General features: G+C 46.4%; 16 protein-coding genes and 1 other RNA gene. 9 read left to right on the top strand and 8 right to left on the bottom strand.

The features are described from left to right. Positions 1 to 92 precede the first annotated feature (92 nt). Both NC997_RS12860 and rnpB read right to left on the bottom strand, forming a co-directional pair. Positions 93 to 218: a hypothetical protein gene (locus tag NC997_RS12860; RefSeq protein WP_277879758.1), complete on the bottom strand. Its 126-nt coding sequence runs from the start codon at positions 216 to 218 to the stop codon at positions 93 to 95. A 53-nt stretch (positions 219 to 271) separates the two neighbouring features. After that, positions 272 to 679, bottom strand: an RNA gene (gene rnpB / locus NC997_RS12855) — RNase P RNA component class A. Between the two features lie 176 nt (positions 680 to 855). Between rnpB and NC997_RS12850 the strand changes: the two genes are divergently transcribed. The 3 genes from NC997_RS12850 (at position 856) to NC997_RS12840 (ending at position 3865) form a co-directional block, all read left to right on the top strand. Continuing rightward, positions 856 to 1734: a 6-carboxytetrahydropterin synthase gene (locus NC997_RS12850; RefSeq protein ID WP_190527816.1), complete on the top strand. Its 879-nt coding sequence runs from the start codon at positions 856 to 858 to the stop codon at positions 1732 to 1734. 264 nt (positions 1735 to 1998) lie between these two features. Continuing rightward, a complete protein-coding gene (locus NC997_RS12845; RefSeq protein WP_190412803.1) occupies positions 1999 to 3057 on the top strand; it encodes a tetratricopeptide repeat protein in 1059 nt (352 codons plus the stop codon). Positions 3058 to 3478: 421 nt separating this feature from the next. Then, a complete protein-coding gene (locus NC997_RS12840) occupies positions 3479 to 3865 on the top strand; it encodes a CAAD domain-containing protein (RefSeq protein WP_347275920.1) in 387 nt (128 codons plus the stop codon). Between the two features lie 293 nt (positions 3866 to 4158). On the opposite strand, the gene NC997_RS12835 is transcribed toward NC997_RS12840, so the two are convergent. The 3 genes from NC997_RS12835 to NC997_RS12825 all read right to left on the bottom strand — a co-directional run bounded on the left by NC997_RS12835 (position 4159) and on the right by NC997_RS12825 (position 5938). After that, entirely contained in the window at positions 4159 to 4755 is a 597-nt protein-coding gene (locus tag NC997_RS12835) for a pentapeptide repeat-containing protein (RefSeq protein WP_190412805.1), read from the bottom strand. A 168-nt stretch (positions 4756 to 4923) separates the two neighbouring features. Continuing rightward, complete coding sequence (locus tag NC997_RS12830; RefSeq protein ID WP_190412806.1) at positions 4924 to 5760, bottom strand: pentapeptide repeat-containing protein; 837 nt, start codon at positions 5758 to 5760, stop codon at positions 4924 to 4926. Next, positions 5747 to 5938 carry a hypothetical protein gene (locus NC997_RS12825; protein WP_190412807.1) on the bottom strand — a complete coding sequence of 64 codons (192 nt, stop codon included), beginning with the start codon at positions 5936 to 5938 and terminating at the stop codon, positions 5747 to 5749. Before NC997_RS12825 ends, NC997_RS12830 begins: the two co-directional genes overlap by 14 nt. 662 nt (positions 5939 to 6600) lie before the next feature. Here NC997_RS12825 and ilvD point away from each other — a divergent pair. The 4 genes from ilvD (at position 6601) to NC997_RS12805 (ending at position 12332) form a co-directional block, all read left to right on the top strand. Continuing rightward, positions 6601 to 8286 carry a dihydroxy-acid dehydratase gene (gene ilvD / locus NC997_RS12820; RefSeq protein ID WP_190527814.1) on the top strand — a complete coding sequence of 562 codons (1686 nt, stop codon included), beginning with the start codon at positions 6601 to 6603 and terminating at the stop codon, positions 8284 to 8286. A gap of 109 nt (positions 8287 to 8395) precedes the next feature. After that, complete coding sequence (locus tag NC997_RS12815; RefSeq protein ID WP_190527812.1) at positions 8396 to 9727, top strand: cytochrome P450; 1332 nt, start codon at positions 8396 to 8398, stop codon at positions 9725 to 9727. Further along, a complete protein-coding gene (locus NC997_RS12810; RefSeq protein WP_190527810.1) occupies positions 9717 to 10316 on the top strand; it encodes a hypothetical protein in 600 nt (199 codons plus the stop codon). The genes NC997_RS12815 and NC997_RS12810 overlap by 11 nt, the downstream gene beginning before the upstream one ends. Positions 10317 to 10520: 204 nt before the next feature. Continuing rightward, the gene (locus NC997_RS12805) at positions 10521 to 12332 is read left to right on the top strand and encodes a UvrD-helicase domain-containing protein (protein WP_190527808.1); all 1812 of its coding nucleotides are present in this window, start codon (positions 10521 to 10523) and stop codon (positions 12330 to 12332) included. Between the two features lie 173 nt (positions 12333 to 12505). On the opposite strand, the gene groL is transcribed toward NC997_RS12805, so the two are convergent. Further along, entirely contained in the window at positions 12506 to 14143 is a 1638-nt protein-coding gene (gene groL, locus NC997_RS12800; protein WP_190412812.1) for a chaperonin GroEL, read from the bottom strand. Between the two features lie 121 nt (positions 14144 to 14264). Next, positions 14265 to 14576: a co-chaperone GroES gene (gene groES, locus NC997_RS12795; protein WP_190412813.1), complete on the bottom strand. Its 312-nt coding sequence runs from the start codon at positions 14574 to 14576 to the stop codon at positions 14265 to 14267. 305 nt (positions 14577 to 14881) lie between these two features. On the opposite strand from groES, the gene NC997_RS12790 reads away from it, so the two are divergent. Then, positions 14882 to 15334, top strand: coding sequence for a ferredoxin (locus NC997_RS12790; RefSeq protein ID WP_190412814.1), 453 nt, complete (start codon positions 14882 to 14884; stop codon positions 15332 to 15334). 201 nt (positions 15335 to 15535) lie between these two features. Next, positions 15536 to 16183 (top strand): response regulator transcription factor, encoded by a 648-nt coding sequence (locus NC997_RS12785; protein ID WP_190412815.1) that lies wholly within the window; start codon positions 15536 to 15538, stop codon positions 16181 to 16183. Positions 16184 to 16241: 58 nt separating this feature from the next. Here NC997_RS12785 and NC997_RS12780 read toward each other — a convergent pair whose 3' ends face one another. Continuing rightward, positions 16242 to 16487, bottom strand: coding sequence for an NIL domain-containing protein (locus NC997_RS12780; RefSeq protein ID WP_347275919.1), 246 nt, complete (start codon positions 16485 to 16487; stop codon positions 16242 to 16244). Between the last annotated feature and the right edge of the window lie 5 nt (positions 16488 to 16492).

Below are 16492 nucleotides of genomic sequence, written 5' to 3'. Positions count from 1 at the left end.
TTTTTACATGAAGCTTCACTGAATTTATTAATTAAATTGATTTAGCCTGAGAAAAGGATTACTTTTCCGACCGCTCGTCCTTGCAGCCTCTACTAGCGCGATCGCGATCGCCAATCAACACTGGGCTTTGCTCGTCCTGTTTTGCCGGGAAGACTCGATAGGCGATCGCTCAATTTACCCAATTTTTCAAATGCCAGTTGAGCTAGAGAATCTCTCAACCTAGACTCACCCTCGGCTCTCTAGCTCTTGTGAATAACCGTTAAGCGATTAAGGGAGAGAGTCGGTCATAAGCCGGGTTCTGTTCTCCACAGCAGCAGTGCCGCTGGAAGGGCGGTTATCTATCTGGGACGCCTGTTACCAGACGCCTCAAGCGGTTTTAAAACGGAATCGGAAAAAGACCAACCTGATTCCCTACCTTGCTCCCAACCGGGGTTTACCGAGCCAGCGCCTCTCGACGCTGCTGGTGCGCTCTTACCGCACCTTTGCACCCTTACCGAGACAATTAAAAATTATTCATTTTGCATTTTTAATTTTTAATTTTCCCGGCGGTATCTTTCTGTGGCACTATCCTCACGGTCGCCCGCACTGGGCGTTACCCAGCAAGTCTGGTCTTTCGGGAGCCCGGACTTTCCTCAGACTCGCACAAACAGCAAATCTGCAACCACCTGCGCCTACTCTCTCCCGTTCTTCAGTGTGGCATATTCAAGAGCTTTAGAGAGCGAATCTTCGCTTTTGAATTCTCACTTTGCCGATGCAGTTTTTCAAGAAAGATTGGAGATCCCCGCCTAAATTTCGATTATCCTGAATAAAGGGAATGATTTACGTAACTTAATAATTCTGCTGGTTACTGGACTTATGAGATGCATCATCAACCGCCGCGCTCAGTTTTCGGCGAGCCACCGTTATTGGCTGCCAGAACTGAGTCAAGCGGAGAATATACAAGCGTTTGGTCGCTGCACTCAGTCGCCCGGACACGGACACAACTACGTTTTGTTTGTCTCCCTTGCCGGGGATCTGGATGAGTATGGCATGGTGCAAAACTTGTCTGAAGTCAAACGGGTGATCAAACAGGAAGTCACCAGTCAGCTAGACTTCTGTTATCTCAACGATGTGTGGTCGGAATTTCAACAAACCCTGCCCACTACAGAAAACATCGCGCGAACCATTTGGCAGCGTCTAGCACCTCACTTACCGTTGGTAAATATTCAACTATTTGAACATCCCGAACTCTGGGCTGACTATCAAGGAAACGGAATGGAAGCTTATCTGACAATTGGTACCCACTTTAGCGCCGCTCACAGACTGGCTCATCCGAACCTCAGTTACGAAGAGAACTGCGAGATTTATGGCAAATGCGCTCGTCCCAACGGTCACGGGCACAACTACCACATGGAAGTAACAGTTCAAGGCGAAATTGATCCGCGCACAGGGATGATTGTGGATTTAGGAGCGTTAAACAAGGTAGTAGAAGATTATGTGGTTGAGCCGTTTGACCATACTTTCCTGAACAAGGATATCGCCTATTTTGCCCAAGTTGTTCCCACCGCTGAGAATATTGCCATTCATATCCGGAATCTTCTGCAAGAGCCTATCCGGGAATTAGGAGCAAAGCTGCATAAGGTAAAACTGGTTGAAAGCCCGAATAATTCGTGTGAAGTATACTGTACCGAAACCGCTCCAAACTTAGCGGGAATTCAACAGAGCGATCGCTCTCTAACGCCTGTATCTACTTGATGTTTTAGCCGGGAGACGCAAGTTTTTAGAAAATTTCGGGAACAAACCCGCTATCGATTTGCGTCTACCGAATCCTAAGCAGCGTTCGTCCAGTGGCAAGCAAGGGTTGCATTCCAACGCCTAAAGCGATAAATTGTAAGGTTTTTTGAAAAATTTGTTCAAAGCATGAGAGCTTAACCAGCCGATCCGGGAACACTAAAAAGAGACGACCTAGCCTTATACCGCAAGTCGGTGCTAAGCGAATCAAGGTGTTGAGAAAAATATATGGATCGCCGCGTTAACCATCACAACAGCCAACAAGAGGGCGACCTACCTGAGGAGGAACGCATCACTGTTGTTCCTCCTACAGATATTAGCGCTCATAGCCAGCATCAGCCAAAAACCGATAATTACACTAAGGGAGAAGCCGATCGACTGCTGGAGCAAGGTGCCCAGCAGCACCAAAACGGTCATTTCGAGGCGTCACGACTATCCTTTCATCAAGCACTCACGGTCTACGGCGAACTTCAAGACCAGCGAGGACAAGGAAGAACGCTCGGCAATTTGGGGCTAGTGTACTATGCCTTGGGAAATTTTGCCAAAGCGGTTGAGTATTCTGGGCAAAGTTTAGCGATCGCCCAAAGTATCAACGATCAGCGATTGGAAAGTCAAGCGCTGGGAAACATCGGCAATGCCTACCGTCACTTAGGCAACCATGCCAAAGCCATTGAGTTTCAGCAACAAAGTCTGCTAGTCGTGCGGGAACTGAAAGACTTGAGTGCAGAAGTGGCGGCGCTGAATAATCTCGGACTAGCTTACAAGGCACTGGGAGACTACTCAGCCGCCATTGAATACCAGCATCAAAGTCTGATAGTGGCGCGGGAACTCCAAGACCAAGAGGCAGAGGGTCAGATCCTGAGAAATTTGGGAAATGCTTGCTACGCTTTGGGAGACTATGTCAAAGCGATCGCCTACTATAAGCAGCGTTTAGCACTCGTGCAGCAGACTGGAGATCACCGTATTGAGGTACAGATCCTGAGAAATCTGGGGAACGCCTGCTACGCAATCGGGGACTACTCTGCGGCAATTGACTATGGAGAGCAACGCCTAGCGATCGCTTCGGCAACGGATGACCTCCGCTCCCAAGAGCAGGCACTTTCGCATTTAGGAGTGGCTTACGAGGCATTGAGCAACTACGCTAAAGCAATTGACTACTATGAACAACGCTTAAGGATAGCGCGAATCCTCCAAGACAGCCGAGTCGAAGGGCAGGCTTTGGGAAGCCTCCGAGTTGCTTGCTATGCTTTGGGCGATTACGCCAAAGTGATGGAATACGACCAATAGCATTTAATTAAAAATAAAAATTTATAAGGCAATCTATGTATTGCCGAGAGCTTAGTTGCGCCCGAAAAGCTTACTAGGTATGTTTTTCAGCTTTAGTTTCTAATCTATATCCGTACAGCGTAGATTGAGCTAAAAAGTTTCTTGATTTTTAATTTTTTATTTTCTCTAGCTACGTCCCGCTTTTGGGAGATGCATGGAGACCGCTCGCCCGATTATCACTAAGTTTTAACCGGAAAATTCTGGACTCAGCGAAGTGGTCTTGGGGTGTCTGATAATATGAGCAAGAGGAATTCACCCCGCAATTGTACCCAGCTATCTTGCCTAAACGATACACAATCGTACCTAAAACAACGATATGGAGGATATGGACACCATGCAAACTGATTATTCCGCTCCAGAGACCGAAAAAACCCAGGTAGAAATGAGAGTTGACGCCCCAGGCGAATTGGCAGCTCTACCCCCAGCCACCCAATCAACGGAAAAGTGGCAGCAAATTGGAGAACAAATTTCCGCATTTTTCGCAGAACTACCCGAATACTTAGGTGAGTTCTTCTCAGAGTACCAGCGCCCCTTGACCACTCTAGGTCTAATATTAGCTGGCATCATTACCGTGAAGGTGACACTGGCGGTTCTGGATGCGCTTAATGATATTCCTCTGCTAGCGCCGACCTTTGAACTGGTAGGAATTGGCTACTCAGCCTGGTTTGTGTACCGCTACTTACTCCGAGCTTCTAATCGTCAGGAGTTGTCCGAGGAGTTTAAAGCTCTCAAGTCGCAAGTTGTCGGCGGGGATTCCAATAACTCGTAAATTTCTCATTTCCGCATAGCTCATTTCCGCACAGCATTTTTGCCCTGCGTCTCTGATTTTCTGACTTAGGGGTAGCACACTAGTGACTGCCCCTAATAATTTTAGTTGTAAATTTCTTAATACTGGTAGAAAGCGCGTGTGCCCATCACGTGATATTTTTAAGCGAGTCGAATCCAAAATATCATTTTGGATTTTAGCTTCTAGATTGTAGAAGACTGACAGGAATTGCATCTCTACCACTAAGTTTGGCGCGATCGTGGGATTTGATCGTTGAATTTACCAGCGATCGCGGCTCATTTGCTCTCGCTGGGTGTAAAGTGTTCAACTGGCATAATTGTCCCGCTCAATTCCGCTCCACTTAAATCGGCTCCGTTCAAATCAGTTTCACTTAAGTCGGCTTGACTCAAATTCGCCTTAATTAAGTCGGTTCTATTCAGATTTACTCCAATGAGGAGGGCGCTAGTCAGATTGGCTTCACACAAGATTGCATCGCTGAGGTTGGCGTAGCTCAAGTTTGCCCTTCTCATATCTGCGCCAGTTAGATTTGCGCCAGTTAAGTTCGCTCCAGTTAGCTCAGCACCAATCGGTTCGGTTTTAACAAGCCTTGTTCCAATCAGTCTGGCTTTATCAAAATTGGTTCCGATCAAGTCAGCACCCGTGAGATCGGCACCCGTGAGATCAGCACGACTCAAGTTTGCTCCACTCAGATCGGCACCTGTTAGGTTCACCCCCCGCAGGTTGGCTCCGGCTAGGTTAACTCCCTCCAGAATCGTCTCGCTGAAATCGACCTGGCGTAGGTTAGCTCCTTCCAGATTTGCCGCCTTCAAATCTAACTTCTGGAAATCCCGTTCTCCAGCAGCATATCGTGTTAAAACCTCATCCCCATCCATTTCTATTGCCTCTAAATTGCTTCCGGTTAGCGTGGACTTAGGAATTTTGGATTTTAGATTGATTTTCGATGAATTGCCAATCTAAAATCTGGCTGGCGATCGCGTACAGCCCTTTGGGCATGAAAACAGCGAAGCAAGGCGTTAGTTTAGGGCTGACTTGTCACTTCGCTACTCGTGCGTAGCTGCATTAGGCATGATGGCACCAGTCATATCGGCGTCACGGAAATTGACCCGATTTAGGTTAGCGTCAATGAGAACCGCTTCAGTGAGAATTGCCCCAGTCAGGTTTGACCAGCATAGTTTTGACCTGTACAAGTTAGCTCCGGTGAGATTCGCTCCTCGCAGAGTCGCCCAACTTACATTTGCTCCCCTCAGATTGGCTTTAATTAAGATGACATTTGTCAGATTGGTTCCGCTCATCTTGGCGCGGCTCAAGTCTGCTTGCGTGAGATTTGCTCCAATTGCACTGGCTCCATTTAAAACAGCGTTCGCTAAGTTGGCTTTCTCCAGGTTGGCTCCAATTAGAATGGCATTCGTTAAGTTTGCACCTTCCAGCACAGCTCCAATCAACGTAGCATTCGTCAAGTTGCTTCGACTTAAGGGTGCATCAATTAGTTTGGCTCCAGTCAGATTGGCATCGCGGAGAATAGTCTCGCTCAAAAGAGCGTGACTCAGGTTAGCTCCGGCGAGGTTAGCTCCGCTGAGATTGGCAGCTCGTAAACTCGCTTCAGTTAAAATCGCTTCGCTCAGGTTGGCGTCAATCAGGCTAGCGCCGATAAGATTTGCCTCGCTGAGATTGGCGCGGAGAACCGCTCCATTGAGATTTGCCTCCCGTAGGTTGACTCCGATTAGGTATGCCCCAATTAGATTTGCTTCGCGCAGGTCTGCTCCCCGCAGGTTCGCTTCGCTCAGGTCAATTCCCATCAGGTCTGCTCTTCGCAGACTTACCTCTCGAAAATCTCGTTCGCCTGCTGCGTAGAGACGTTTCAGTTCATCGGCATCCATCTAGACCTCCCTTCAGGGTACTGCCGCTACAGTCGTTAGGGATGGGGTTCAACCCCTCTCCTAGAGTGGCAGGAAAATAGCGATCGCAGTCTATGCCAACTGCCCAAGGGTGGGATGACAGACGCTCAAAGCCAAAAATAAAGGTTCTAATCGACGATTGGGATCGACACAGAACCATGACACATTGAAGCAGGAGGCGGCACTCCCTAACCCTTGAGTGCGTAAAACCTCCTGGGTACACAGGTAGAGCGAACATTTGTTTAGATCCTTCACTTCGAGCGGGATTCAAAAACGGTGGAACTCGCGTTTGGAGCCTGGGTCAGTTTAATTGTTGGACATTCAGTCAGTGTAGATGCTTGAGCGAGTTTGCCTGTTGGATACTAGAACCAGTAGCCGTGAGGTTGAGAAAGCTTACACTATAACCGTAAGGTTAAGTGTGGGATAAAGTCACTATGCTTCACCGCGCCTAGAATTTTGACGGAGGGGTGGCAATAGCGTACAGCCCTTTGGGCATGAAAACAGCGAAGCGAGGCGTTAGCGTAGCGCTGACTTGTTAGTTCGCGCATTTTCTATCAAAGATTTACAAGGCTGGAAACTCCTAAATAATCATGAGAACTAGAGGTTAATCTCTAGCTACTGAATCTTATTCCTAACTTGAGCGCTCAACTCCGCTCAATTAACTCTAATTGTTACAAAATAGCTGCCACCTGGTAGCTGTCAGCGGGTAGCTCTTTGACAAGAAGATTCCTGTAATCTAGTTATATGGGGAGACCTTCTCTCAAACACCAAACCTGCAAAGAGAATAGCCGATCCACCGAAAAGCAATCTTAAGGACAGAGAATGCCGGAGAATTTGAGAAGCCAAGTCGTCACCCAAGGCGTACAGCGATCGCCCAACCGGGCTATGTTACGTGCTGTTGGTTTTGGAGATGAGGATTTTACGAAACCCATTGTGGGAATTGCCAATGGGTACAGCACCATTACCCCCTGCAATATGGGGTTAAATGATTTAGCGAAACGGGCTGAAGCTGGAGCCAAGGTGGCTGGGGCGATGCCTCAGATGTTCGGCACGATTACCATCAGCGACGGCATTTCGATGGGCACCGAAGGGATGAAGTATTCCCTGGTGTCGCGGGAAGTCATCGCCGATTCGATTGAGACTGCCTGCAACGGGCAGAGTATGGATGGAGTGCTGGCAATTGGGGGCTGCGATAAGAATATGCCCGGAGCGATGATTGCGATCGCTCGGATGAATATTCCGGCTATTTTCGTGTATGGCGGTACGATTAAACCGGGACATCACAACGGGCGCGATTTGACGGTTGTGAGTGCTTTTGAAGCGGTGGGGCAACACAGCGCCGGAAAAATAGACACGGATGAGTTGCTGCAAGTAGAACGCAAGGCTTGTCCGGGTGCCGGTTCTTGCGGCGGAATGTACACTGCCAATACAATGTCTTCCGCTTTTGAAGCGATGGGGATGAGCTTGCCTTATTCTTCCACAATGGCAGCAGAAGATGCTGAAAAAGCAGAAAGTGCTGAGAAATCTGCTTTTGTCCTAGTAGAGGCAATTAAAAAACAACTTTTACCGCGACAGATTGTTACCCGAAAAGCGTTTGAGAATGCCATTTCTGTAATTATGGCAGTGGGCGGTTCTACGAATGCAGTGCTGCACTTACTAGCGATCGCTCATACGATTGGGGTTGAATTATCCCTGGATGATTTTGAAACCATTCGCGCCCGCGTTCCGGTTTTGTGCGACCTCAAGCCTAGCGGTCAGTATGTCGCCACTGACCTCCACAAAGCCGGTGGAATTCCCCAGGTGATGAAGATGCTCCTGGTCCGCGATTTGCTACACGGAGACGCCCTGACTATCACCGGACAAACCATTGCTGAAGTCTTGGCAGATGTCCCAGAACAGCCCCGTGCTGATCAAGATGTTATCCGTCCCTGGGATAACCCGATGTATGCTCAAGGGCATCTCGCCATCCTGAGAGGCAATCTGGCAACGGAAGGGGCTGTCGCCAAAATTACCGGCGTCAAAACCCCTTCAATAACCGGCCCAGCGCGGGTGTTTGAATCTGAAGAAGCTTCTTTAGCAGCCATTCTGGCTGGCAAGATCAACCGTGGAGATGTCCTAGTGATTCGCTACGAAGGCCCCAAGGGTGGCCCTGGAATGAGAGAAATGCTGGCTCCCACTTCTGCCCTGATTGGTGCGGGATTAGGGGATGCTGTTGGCTTGATTACCGATGGACGCTTCTCTGGTGGGACTTACGGCATGGTTGTCGGTCACGTAGCCCCAGAGGCGGCTGTAGGAGGCGCGATCGCTCTCGTTGAAGAAGGCGATACCATTACAATTGATGCACGCGATCGCCTGTTACACCTTCATCTACCCGATGAAGAGCTAGAGCGTCGTCGCGCTGCTTGGCAACCGCCTAAACCGCGTTATACAACTGGCGTACTGGCAAAATATGCCAAGTTAGTTTCTTCTAGCAGTGTCGGTGCCGTGACGGATTTAGATCTGGGTTGAAAACAGTCTTTAACTGTTAGATAAACCAAAAAATGAAGTATAAAAGAAGAACCCTGAAGTTTCTCTTTATACTTCATTTTTTTATAACTTTTAACGCAGATTAACAATAATGAACAGCGATAAACTTCCTCCTGGTAGGATGGGGTTGCCGGTGCTTGGCGAAACACTCGCGTTTGTGTTCGACCCCAAATTTATCGAAAAGCGCTATCAGCAATATGGCTCTATCTTTAAGAGTCATGTTATTGGCAAACCTACGGTTTTTATGGTGGGGCCAGAGGCAGCTGAATTTGTTCTCTCCAGCCACATGGATTGTTTCTCGTGGCGCGAAGGGTGGCCCAACAATTTTAAAATGCTGCTGGGCGAATCACTATTTGTGCAAGATGGCGAGGAGCATCGGAGAAATCGCCGCCTGATGATGCCAGCTTTGCATGGCGCAGCGTTAGGAAACTACGTTGCCACAATGGAGTCGATTACGCAAAGCTATCTCGAAAAATGGCAGCAGAAACAGGAATTTACCTGGTTTGATGAGTTCAAACTGCTAACGTTTGATATTGCTAGTCAATTATTGCTGGGTACGAATCCGGGGCCAGAAGCGGTACGGTTGAGCCAGTTGTTTACAAGACTAACGAATGGGCTGTTTGCCATCAATCCGCTGCCTTTACCGTTTACGCAGTTTGGGAAAGCGATCGCTGCTCGTAACGAAATTTTAGAACATTTGGGCAAAGTGGTGCGCGATCGCCAGCAACATCCGACTAAAGACGTTCTCAGCCTTTTATTACAAGCTAAGGATGAAGACGGTAACGGCATGAGCGAAAAGGAAATCCGCGCCCAAGCAATGCTGTTACTCTTCGCTGGGCATGAAACGACCACTTCGATGCTGACTTGGTTGTGCCTGGAGTTAGCCCGTCACCCAGAGGTTCTGCAACGCGCCAGGGAAGAACAGCAGCAGCTTGCGGCTAGGGGAGGAGTAAATTTAGAACAATTAGGGCAAATGCCTTATCTAGACCAAATTCTCTGCGAGACTGAACGACTGCATCAGCCCGTCGGGGGTGGTTTTCGCGGTGTCGTCAAACCATTTGAGTTTAATAGCTTTCAAGTTCCATCTGGGTGGCAGGCGGTGTATTCGATTATCGGGACTCATCGACTATCAACGGTTTACCCCGAACCAGAACGTTTCGATCCCGATCGCTTCAGCCCCCAACGGCAAGAACACAAGCAGCGTCCCTTTAGTTTAATTGGTTTCGGTGGTGGGCCACGAATTTGTATTGGGATAGCATTTGCGAAAATGGAGATGAAAATTGTAGCCGCCCACTTACTACGGGGTTATCAGTGGGAACTATTACCAAATCAACGCCTAGATTCAGTAGAGATTCCCACCAGCCACCCAAGAGATAGGCTGCGCGTTCGGTTTCAACCGTTGCAAGTGCTATGTGAAACATAGGTGTGACGCGATCGCACTTGTTCGGGAAAACGATAACATCACAATTGAGGAACCAAAGGCTCTATACGAACAAACGCAGCAAAAAGCGTTTAGCTCTGGTGGTGTTATGTCTAATCCAATTCAAACAGCGATCGCTTCTTCTATCAATGAATGGCTGCAAGCTCACCCCTCCGTCTTGCGGCTACTTCAGGTATTCATCTGGGCGACGAATCACCCAATTGTCAGCTTAGTTGTTTTGTTGTTTGCGATAGCGATCGCTGGGAGCTTAATCAAAGCAGTTGGTCGCTTAATTGAGACAACTAGCTTATCAATCTTGAAAGCTCCTTTTAAGCTAATTCAGCTCTTATTTGGAGTTAGCTTTCAATCAATTTCCAAGTTTGGAGGCTTAGCTTTCCAACAGTTAACGGGTGCTAAGAATGCTGAACTCCCAGCTTTATCAGATTCAAATTTTCACTCTGTCGAGAAAGGTAAACAGCAACGACTGGCAGAGATATCCTCTAGGCTAGAAGCCATTCAGAAAGAACAAAACGAGCTTTTACAAGAAGTGGCAGCAATTCTCGCCTCAGACAAAATTAATATAGAAGTTTGAAAAAATTAAACCAAAGCCAGAGTGATGGCGCTGGGTAATGGTGGGTGCGCTCACTTTGCTTAAATTTAGGGTGAGCAACTGTAAAACTCCGTAAGTATATTTTTGTATTTATTTAAATCTAGGTGCTATTCCTGATGCGGATGCTTATTCGCTATGTTTGCATGGCTAGTAACGCACTTATTAAATAAACTTTTAATAAATTTTATGGCACGTATTTTTCCCAGTTGGAATGAAATAAATAATTTTAGCAATCCTTTGACTGAAGGCGAAAGAAAGCTAGCAGAATTTTTGGATAAGTATTTACCCCCAGCTTGGGATATTTATGTACAACCGTTTCTAAATGGTGACAGACCAGATGTTGTAATTTTAAATCCCCAGGTAGGTGTAATGGTATATGAAGTTAAAGATTGGAATTTACGTAGCTATCAATGGGACTCAGATAATTTATTTGTTAGTAATTCAACAGGAAAATACATTGTTGACAACCCAATTGAACAAGTACGACATTACAGGAACAATATATTAAATCTTTACATACCTAGTTTAGGAGAAAAAATTGATAATAACAAAAAGGCTTTTAGCCTTATAAAAACTGGTGTTTACTTTCACAAGGCAACTACTCAGGAAGTAACTGAGTTTCTGAAAAAATCAAAATATAAAGGCTCAAAATATGAGCCAATGATAGGTCATGATGCTCTAAATAAAGAAAAACTGCTAAGTATTGTACCAGATGCTAATTATCAACGCAGCAATTTTATTGAGCCTAAAGATAGCCAGATTTTTGAGAGTTTAAGAGTTTGGCTTGCTCCTCCATTTCATAGTAAAGAGCAAGGTACAAAGATTAAACTAGATTCAAGTCAAGACCAACACTCCAAGCCAAATCCTGGGCATCACCGTATTAAAGCTGTAGCTGGTAGTGGCAAGACATTAATACTGGCTTATAGAGCAGCAAGATTAGCTTCAGAGGGTAAGCACGTTCTGGTTATAACGTTTAATATTACCCTTTGGCATTATATAAGAGATCAGATAGCCCGTACACCGTTTGACTTTCAAGGGAAAAATATTGTATTTAAACATTTTCATGGATTTTGTAGTGATGAATATAAGCGATTAGGCATGAAATGGCCTATTAGTAATAAAACTGACATTGATGAGATTTTTAAGACTATTGTACCAAACCGTTTGCTTGAAGCTATCACTGATAAATCTAATTATAAAGCTAGTAGACAGCAATTAAAATTTGATGCAATTTTGATTGATGAAGGTCAAGATTATTGTTGGGAATGGTACTGTCTACTTTGCAAGTATTTAACTCTAAGGAATGAATTACTCCTGGTTTGCGATCCCAGGCAAAATATTTATAAAAGAGATTTAGAATGGACAAATGGACAAATGAAAAATGTACAGTTTAGGGGACGCTGGGGAGAACTAAAAGAAAACAAATCATATAGATTACAAAATTTACTTGTACAAGTAGTCAATGATTTTGCAGTTCAATTTCTTGACCGAGATCCAGAGGATATCCCAATAGTTTCAAATCAAATGGAGTTATTTAATAATCCAAAACTTATTTGGGAAAATGTATCTCCTGTAAACAAAGGAATAGAACTTTGCGAAAAAGCATACAAATATTTTTTTGAAAAAGGTGTCCAGCCCAGTGACATTATTTTTTTAGTTCCAGACCATAAAACTGGCTGGAACCTGGTTAATATTTTTGAAAGTAAGGGCATAAATGTAAATCATGTGTTTGAAGATCCAGAGAAGAGCCATTATCACAAAAAATCATTCTGGATGGGTGATAGCAGGTTAAAAATGTCAACTATTCACAGTTTCAAGGGGTGGGAACTAAAGACAGTAATCCTATTGACACCAGAGATAAACCATCTCATGAATACAGGAAAATCTCTTGATTATCTGGTTTACACTGCTCTATCAAGAAGCATGAAAGATTTATGTGTGATCAATTGTTGTAATAAATATGATTTGTTTGGGAGTACCTGGGAGCGATTATCTTAGAAAGAGTCTATATGGCAACATCACGATCGCCCTCCTCTTTCTCTTGCTTCGTGCCCTTTGCGTCTAAGCGCTCCCTTGCGGCTTCGCTAACGCGGTTCAAACAAAAAAAGCTGCTTCCACTAGGAAACAGCTTTTTTAATTAGTAGGTGGGCAATGCCCACCCAGAGAGTAAATTAGTAGTCGAAGTCGCCGCCCATGCCAGCGCCAGCACCCGCAGGAGCGCCATCTTTCGGCTCAGGCTTGTCAACCACGATGCACTCGGTGGTCAGCACCATGCCAGCGATAGAAGCGGCATTTTGCAGAGCGGAACGAGTCACCTTGGCAGGGTCAACGATACCGGCTTCAAACATATCGACGAACTCATTCGTTGCAGCGTTGTAGCCGACGTTGAAGTCCTTCTCTTTGACGCGCTCAGCAATGACAGCGCCATTCTGACCGGCGTTTTCAGCAATCCGCTTCAGAGGAGCAGCCAAAGCACGAGAAACAATCATCGCACCTGTCAACTCTTCATTCTTCAGGTTGGCAGTTGCCCACTCTTCCAGTTGGGGAGTCAGGTGAGCTAGGGTTGTGCCACCGCCAGGAACGATCCCTTCTTCCACAGCAGCTTTAGTCGCGTTGATGGCATCTTCCAGACGCAGCTTCTTGTCCTTCATTTCCGTTTCGGTCGCAGCGCCCACTTTGACGACAGCGACGCCACCAGCCAGTTTAGCTAGACGCTCTTGCAGCTTCTCGCGGTCGTAGGAAGAATCGGTTTCGTCCATTTGACGGCGGATTTGCTCGCAACGAGACTTCACAGCAGCTTCGTTGCCTTCGGCGACAATTGTGGTGTTGTCCTTGGTGATGTTGATGCGGCGAGCTTTGCCCAGCATTTCTAACCGGGTGCTTTCCAGCTTCAGACCAGCATCTTCGGTGATCAGCTGACCACCAGTGAGAACGGCAATGTCTTCCAGCATTGCTTTGCGGCGATCGCCAAAACCAGGAGCCTTAACAGCAGCCACGTTCAGCACACCCCGCAGGCGGTTAACTACTAGGGTTGCCAGTGCTTCTTTCTCGATGTCCTCAGCGATAATGATCAGAGGACGACCAGCACGAGCGACTTGCTCCAGAACGGGCACTAAGTCTTGGACAAGCGTGATTTTCTTATCGGTCAGCAGGATGAAAGGCTCTTCCAGAACCGCTTCCATCCGCTCCATGTCGGTAGCGAAGTAGGGAGAGATGTAGCCTTTGTCAAAGCGCATCCCTTCAGTGATTTCTAGTTCGGTGGTCATGGACTTCCCTTCTTCTAGGGAGATGACGCCTTCTTTGCCCACCTTATCCATCGCTTCAGCGATCATCCGACCGACTTCTTCGTCGTTACCAGCAGAGATGGTTCCAACTTGAGCGATCGCTTTGGAATCTTCTACTTGTTTGGCGTGTTCGGCAATTCTTTCCACCAGGAAGCCAGTGGCTTTGTCAATCCCGCGCTTCAGAGAAATTGCATTTGCACCCGCAGCAACGTTTCTCAAGCCCTCTTTTACAATTGCATGAGCGAGAACGGTTGCAGTCGTAGTGCCATCACCAGCAGCATCATTGGTCTTAGAAGCGGCTTGACGAATTAAGGAGACCCCCGTGTTTTCAACGTGATCTTCTAATTCAATTTCTTTGGCAATGGTGACACCATCATTCACGATTTGTGGTGCGCCAAACTTCTTCTCTAGTACCACGTTGCGGCCTTTAGGGCCGAGAGTGACAGCTACTGCTTCAGCTAGGATGTCCATCCCTTTTTCCAGGGCGCGACGAGCGTTTTCGTTGTAAATAATGCGCTTAGCCATAGTTCCTCAGTTGTTTTGAGTTTTGAGTTTTGAGTTTTGAAGGAGTGTTGAGCATTGAGTTTTGAGTGTTGAGTTAAGCAGATGTTTTTAACTCGGAACTCTCAACTCAGAACTCATAACTTTATGAAACGACTGCTAAAATGTCCTTCTCTGAAAGCAGAACATACTCTTCTGTGCCGAGTTTGATGTCTGTGCCAGCGTACTTGGAGTAGAGAACCTTGTCGCCCACAGAGACTTCCAACTCAACACGAGTGCCTTTGTCATCGCGCTTGCCAGGTCCCACAGCGACGACTTCCCCTACTTGAGGCTTTTCTTTGGCATTATCAGGAAGAAGAATTCCACCAGCGGTTTTCTCTTCAGCAGCGCTCACTTTCACAAAAACGCGATCGCCCAGCGGCTTAACAGTGGATACGCTTAGAGATACAGCTGCCATACAAACTTCGCTCCTATTACAGGTTTGACTCAAGACACACGATTCGTTCGTTGAGAATTAGCACTCTCAACCTCTGAGTGCTAATTTAGCCCAACCAGTGTGCGATCGCAACAAAATTCTTTGTACGGGTTCCCGAACTTATCCGGTTGTCGGAAGACTTTAGTAGAAATGCTTAAGACACAAAGATAGCTTTAGTCATTGGGATGGCATAGCGCGATCGCACTCAATCTGCTAAAAAAAATTGGAACCGCTAAAATCTCCTAAAAAACGGATATCTCGCTTCTTCCAAGGAAATCAAATAAATAATGACTGAAAACACAGTGGCTGAGTCTAGCCCTGAAATTCCTGAAACTTGTCAATCATCAGACCCAAACGCTCTCGCCGCTTGTGTGCAGACCTTGGGACTGAATCAAATTCAGCGCCATGTCTTCATCTGTGCCGATCCAACCTTACCCCAGTGTTGCTCCAAGGAAACCAGTTTAGAATCTTGGAATTACTTGAAAAAGCGACTTAAAGAGCTAAAACTAGACAAGCCTTCCGACAAAAGCCCTCTTTGTATTTTCCGCACCAAAGCAAACTGTCTGCGAGTTTGCTCCCAAGGCCCAATTCTAGTCGTTTACCCAGATGGTGTTTGGTATCGTGGAGCGACTCCTGAAGTCATTGAGCGGATTATCCAAGAACATCTGATTGGCAACAAAATTGTGCAAGAATACGCTTTCTTAGTTCATCCACTACCAAAACCCTATACAGTAACATAGTAGCTACGTTATATTCTTCCGTGTACCTACTAGATTTTCGTCGTTGTGACCCATGTCAGTGACTATAATTTTCTAAAAAGAGATTATAGGAATTGCCTAGACTTAGTAGGAGTCGGTGCAGCAGGGTGCTGAAAAAAACGTAAACTATACGTACAAAACGGTTTAAATTTTCACAATTCCAGGCTTGGCGAGTGGCACAGCATGAAAGACACCAGTATAAGAGATAACAAACGACTGTTGCTGATTGATGACGACCCCAACCTGATTTTGCTGGTCAAGGACTACCTGGAATTTCGGGGGTACGAAGTCATCACCGCTGAAAATGGTCGGGAAGCACTGGAAGTTCTAGAGCATGATATTCCTGACATGATTATCTGTGATGTCATGATGCCAGAGATGGACGGAATTGCCCTTGTGCAACACGTCAGAGAAGATCCCCGCATCAGCTGGATTCCAGTTCTATTCCTCTCAGCGAAAGGTCAAAGCCAAGACCGAGTCAAGGGTCTCAATACTGGGGCAGATGTCTACATGGTCAAGCCCTTTGAGCCTGAAGAATTGGTGGCGCAAGTGGAATCTTCTCTTAAGCAGGCCACTCGCCTAATTCATCATCCAGCTAGAGGAACCGAAGGAGGGTCGAAACTCCAGGTACCTGACACTGTAGAATTAACCCCGACCGAGCTGAAAGTAGTTCAGTTTGTGGCAAGAGGTATGGCAAATCGAGAAATTGCTGAGCAGATGAACGTCTCTCAGCGGACGATTGAGAGCCACGTATCCAATATGTTAGGTAAAACGAATCTCCATAACCGCACGGAGTTAGCTCGTTGGGCGATTGAGAGTAATATGGCTTAACAAATAAAAAGGCAAAATTAATAATTTCTATTATTAGTTTTGCCTTTTTAACTTTTTATTACCACCCATCTTGTTCGCTGTCAGATTTGCCCCACAGTTCTAGATCCAGTTCATTCAAATAAGTTAAGGCGCTTTGAAGTTGGCGAGTCGATCCTGAGAGTTCTAGGTCAAACCAGCCATCATCTCTAGCGTTGGCTCCTAAAAGGGCAGCAGCAATATTAACTGTGACACCGTGGTGAGAGACTAGTCGCGAGATGATGGGATCTTCCTGATATTCCTTGGGAATGCGGATTCTGACACGCATTTTAG

Source organism: Trichocoleus sp. DQ-A2 (assembly GCF_039961915.1).
In the GTDB taxonomy this organism is placed as follows: Bacteria; Cyanobacteriota; Cyanobacteriia; order Cyanobacteriales; family FACHB-T130; genus FACHB-T130.
The sequence above is the reverse complement of the archived record's forward strand: the minus strand, read 5'-3'. Positions and strand labels throughout refer to the sequence as shown.

What these genes read in the sequence shown, in the direction of transcription:
- NC997_RS12840 (WP_347275920.1), top strand. Translation starts at nt 3,479, where the DNA reads ATGAGAGTTGACGCCCCAGGCGAATTGGCAGCTCTACCCCCAGCCACC.
- groL (WP_190412812.1), bottom strand. Translation starts at nt 14,143, where the DNA reads ATGGCTAAGCGCATTATTTACAACGAAAACGCTCGTCGCGCCCTGGAA.
- NC997_RS12780 (WP_347275919.1), bottom strand. Translation starts at nt 16,487, where the DNA reads ATGCGTGTCAGAATCCGCATTCCCAAGGAATATCAGGAAGATCCCATC.
- NC997_RS12850 (WP_190527816.1), top strand. Translation starts at nt 856, where the DNA reads ATGAGATGCATCATCAACCGCCGCGCTCAGTTTTCGGCGAGCCACCGT.
- NC997_RS12845 (WP_190412803.1), top strand. Translation starts at nt 1,999, where the DNA reads ATGGATCGCCGCGTTAACCATCACAACAGCCAACAAGAGGGCGACCTA.
- NC997_RS12835 (WP_190412805.1), bottom strand. Translation starts at nt 4,755, where the DNA reads ATGGATGGGGATGAGGTTTTAACACGATATGCTGCTGGAGAACGGGAT.
- NC997_RS12825 (WP_190412807.1), bottom strand. Translation starts at nt 5,938, where the DNA reads ATGGTTCTGTGTCGATCCCAATCGTCGATTAGAACCTTTATTTTTGGC.
- NC997_RS12790 (WP_190412814.1), top strand. Translation starts at nt 14,882, where the DNA reads ATGACTGAAAACACAGTGGCTGAGTCTAGCCCTGAAATTCCTGAAACT.
- groES (WP_190412813.1), bottom strand. Translation starts at nt 14,576, where the DNA reads ATGGCAGCTGTATCTCTAAGCGTATCCACTGTTAAGCCGCTGGGCGAT.
- NC997_RS12785 (WP_190412815.1), top strand. Translation starts at nt 15,536, where the DNA reads ATGAAAGACACCAGTATAAGAGATAACAAACGACTGTTGCTGATTGAT.
- ilvD (WP_190527814.1), top strand. Translation starts at nt 6,601, where the DNA reads ATGCCGGAGAATTTGAGAAGCCAAGTCGTCACCCAAGGCGTACAGCGA.
- NC997_RS12815 (WP_190527812.1), top strand. Translation starts at nt 8,396, where the DNA reads ATGAACAGCGATAAACTTCCTCCTGGTAGGATGGGGTTGCCGGTGCTT.
- NC997_RS12805 (WP_190527808.1), top strand. Translation starts at nt 10,521, where the DNA reads ATGGCACGTATTTTTCCCAGTTGGAATGAAATAAATAATTTTAGCAAT.
- NC997_RS12830 (WP_190412806.1), bottom strand. Translation starts at nt 5,760, where the DNA reads ATGGATGCCGATGAACTGAAACGTCTCTACGCAGCAGGCGAACGAGAT.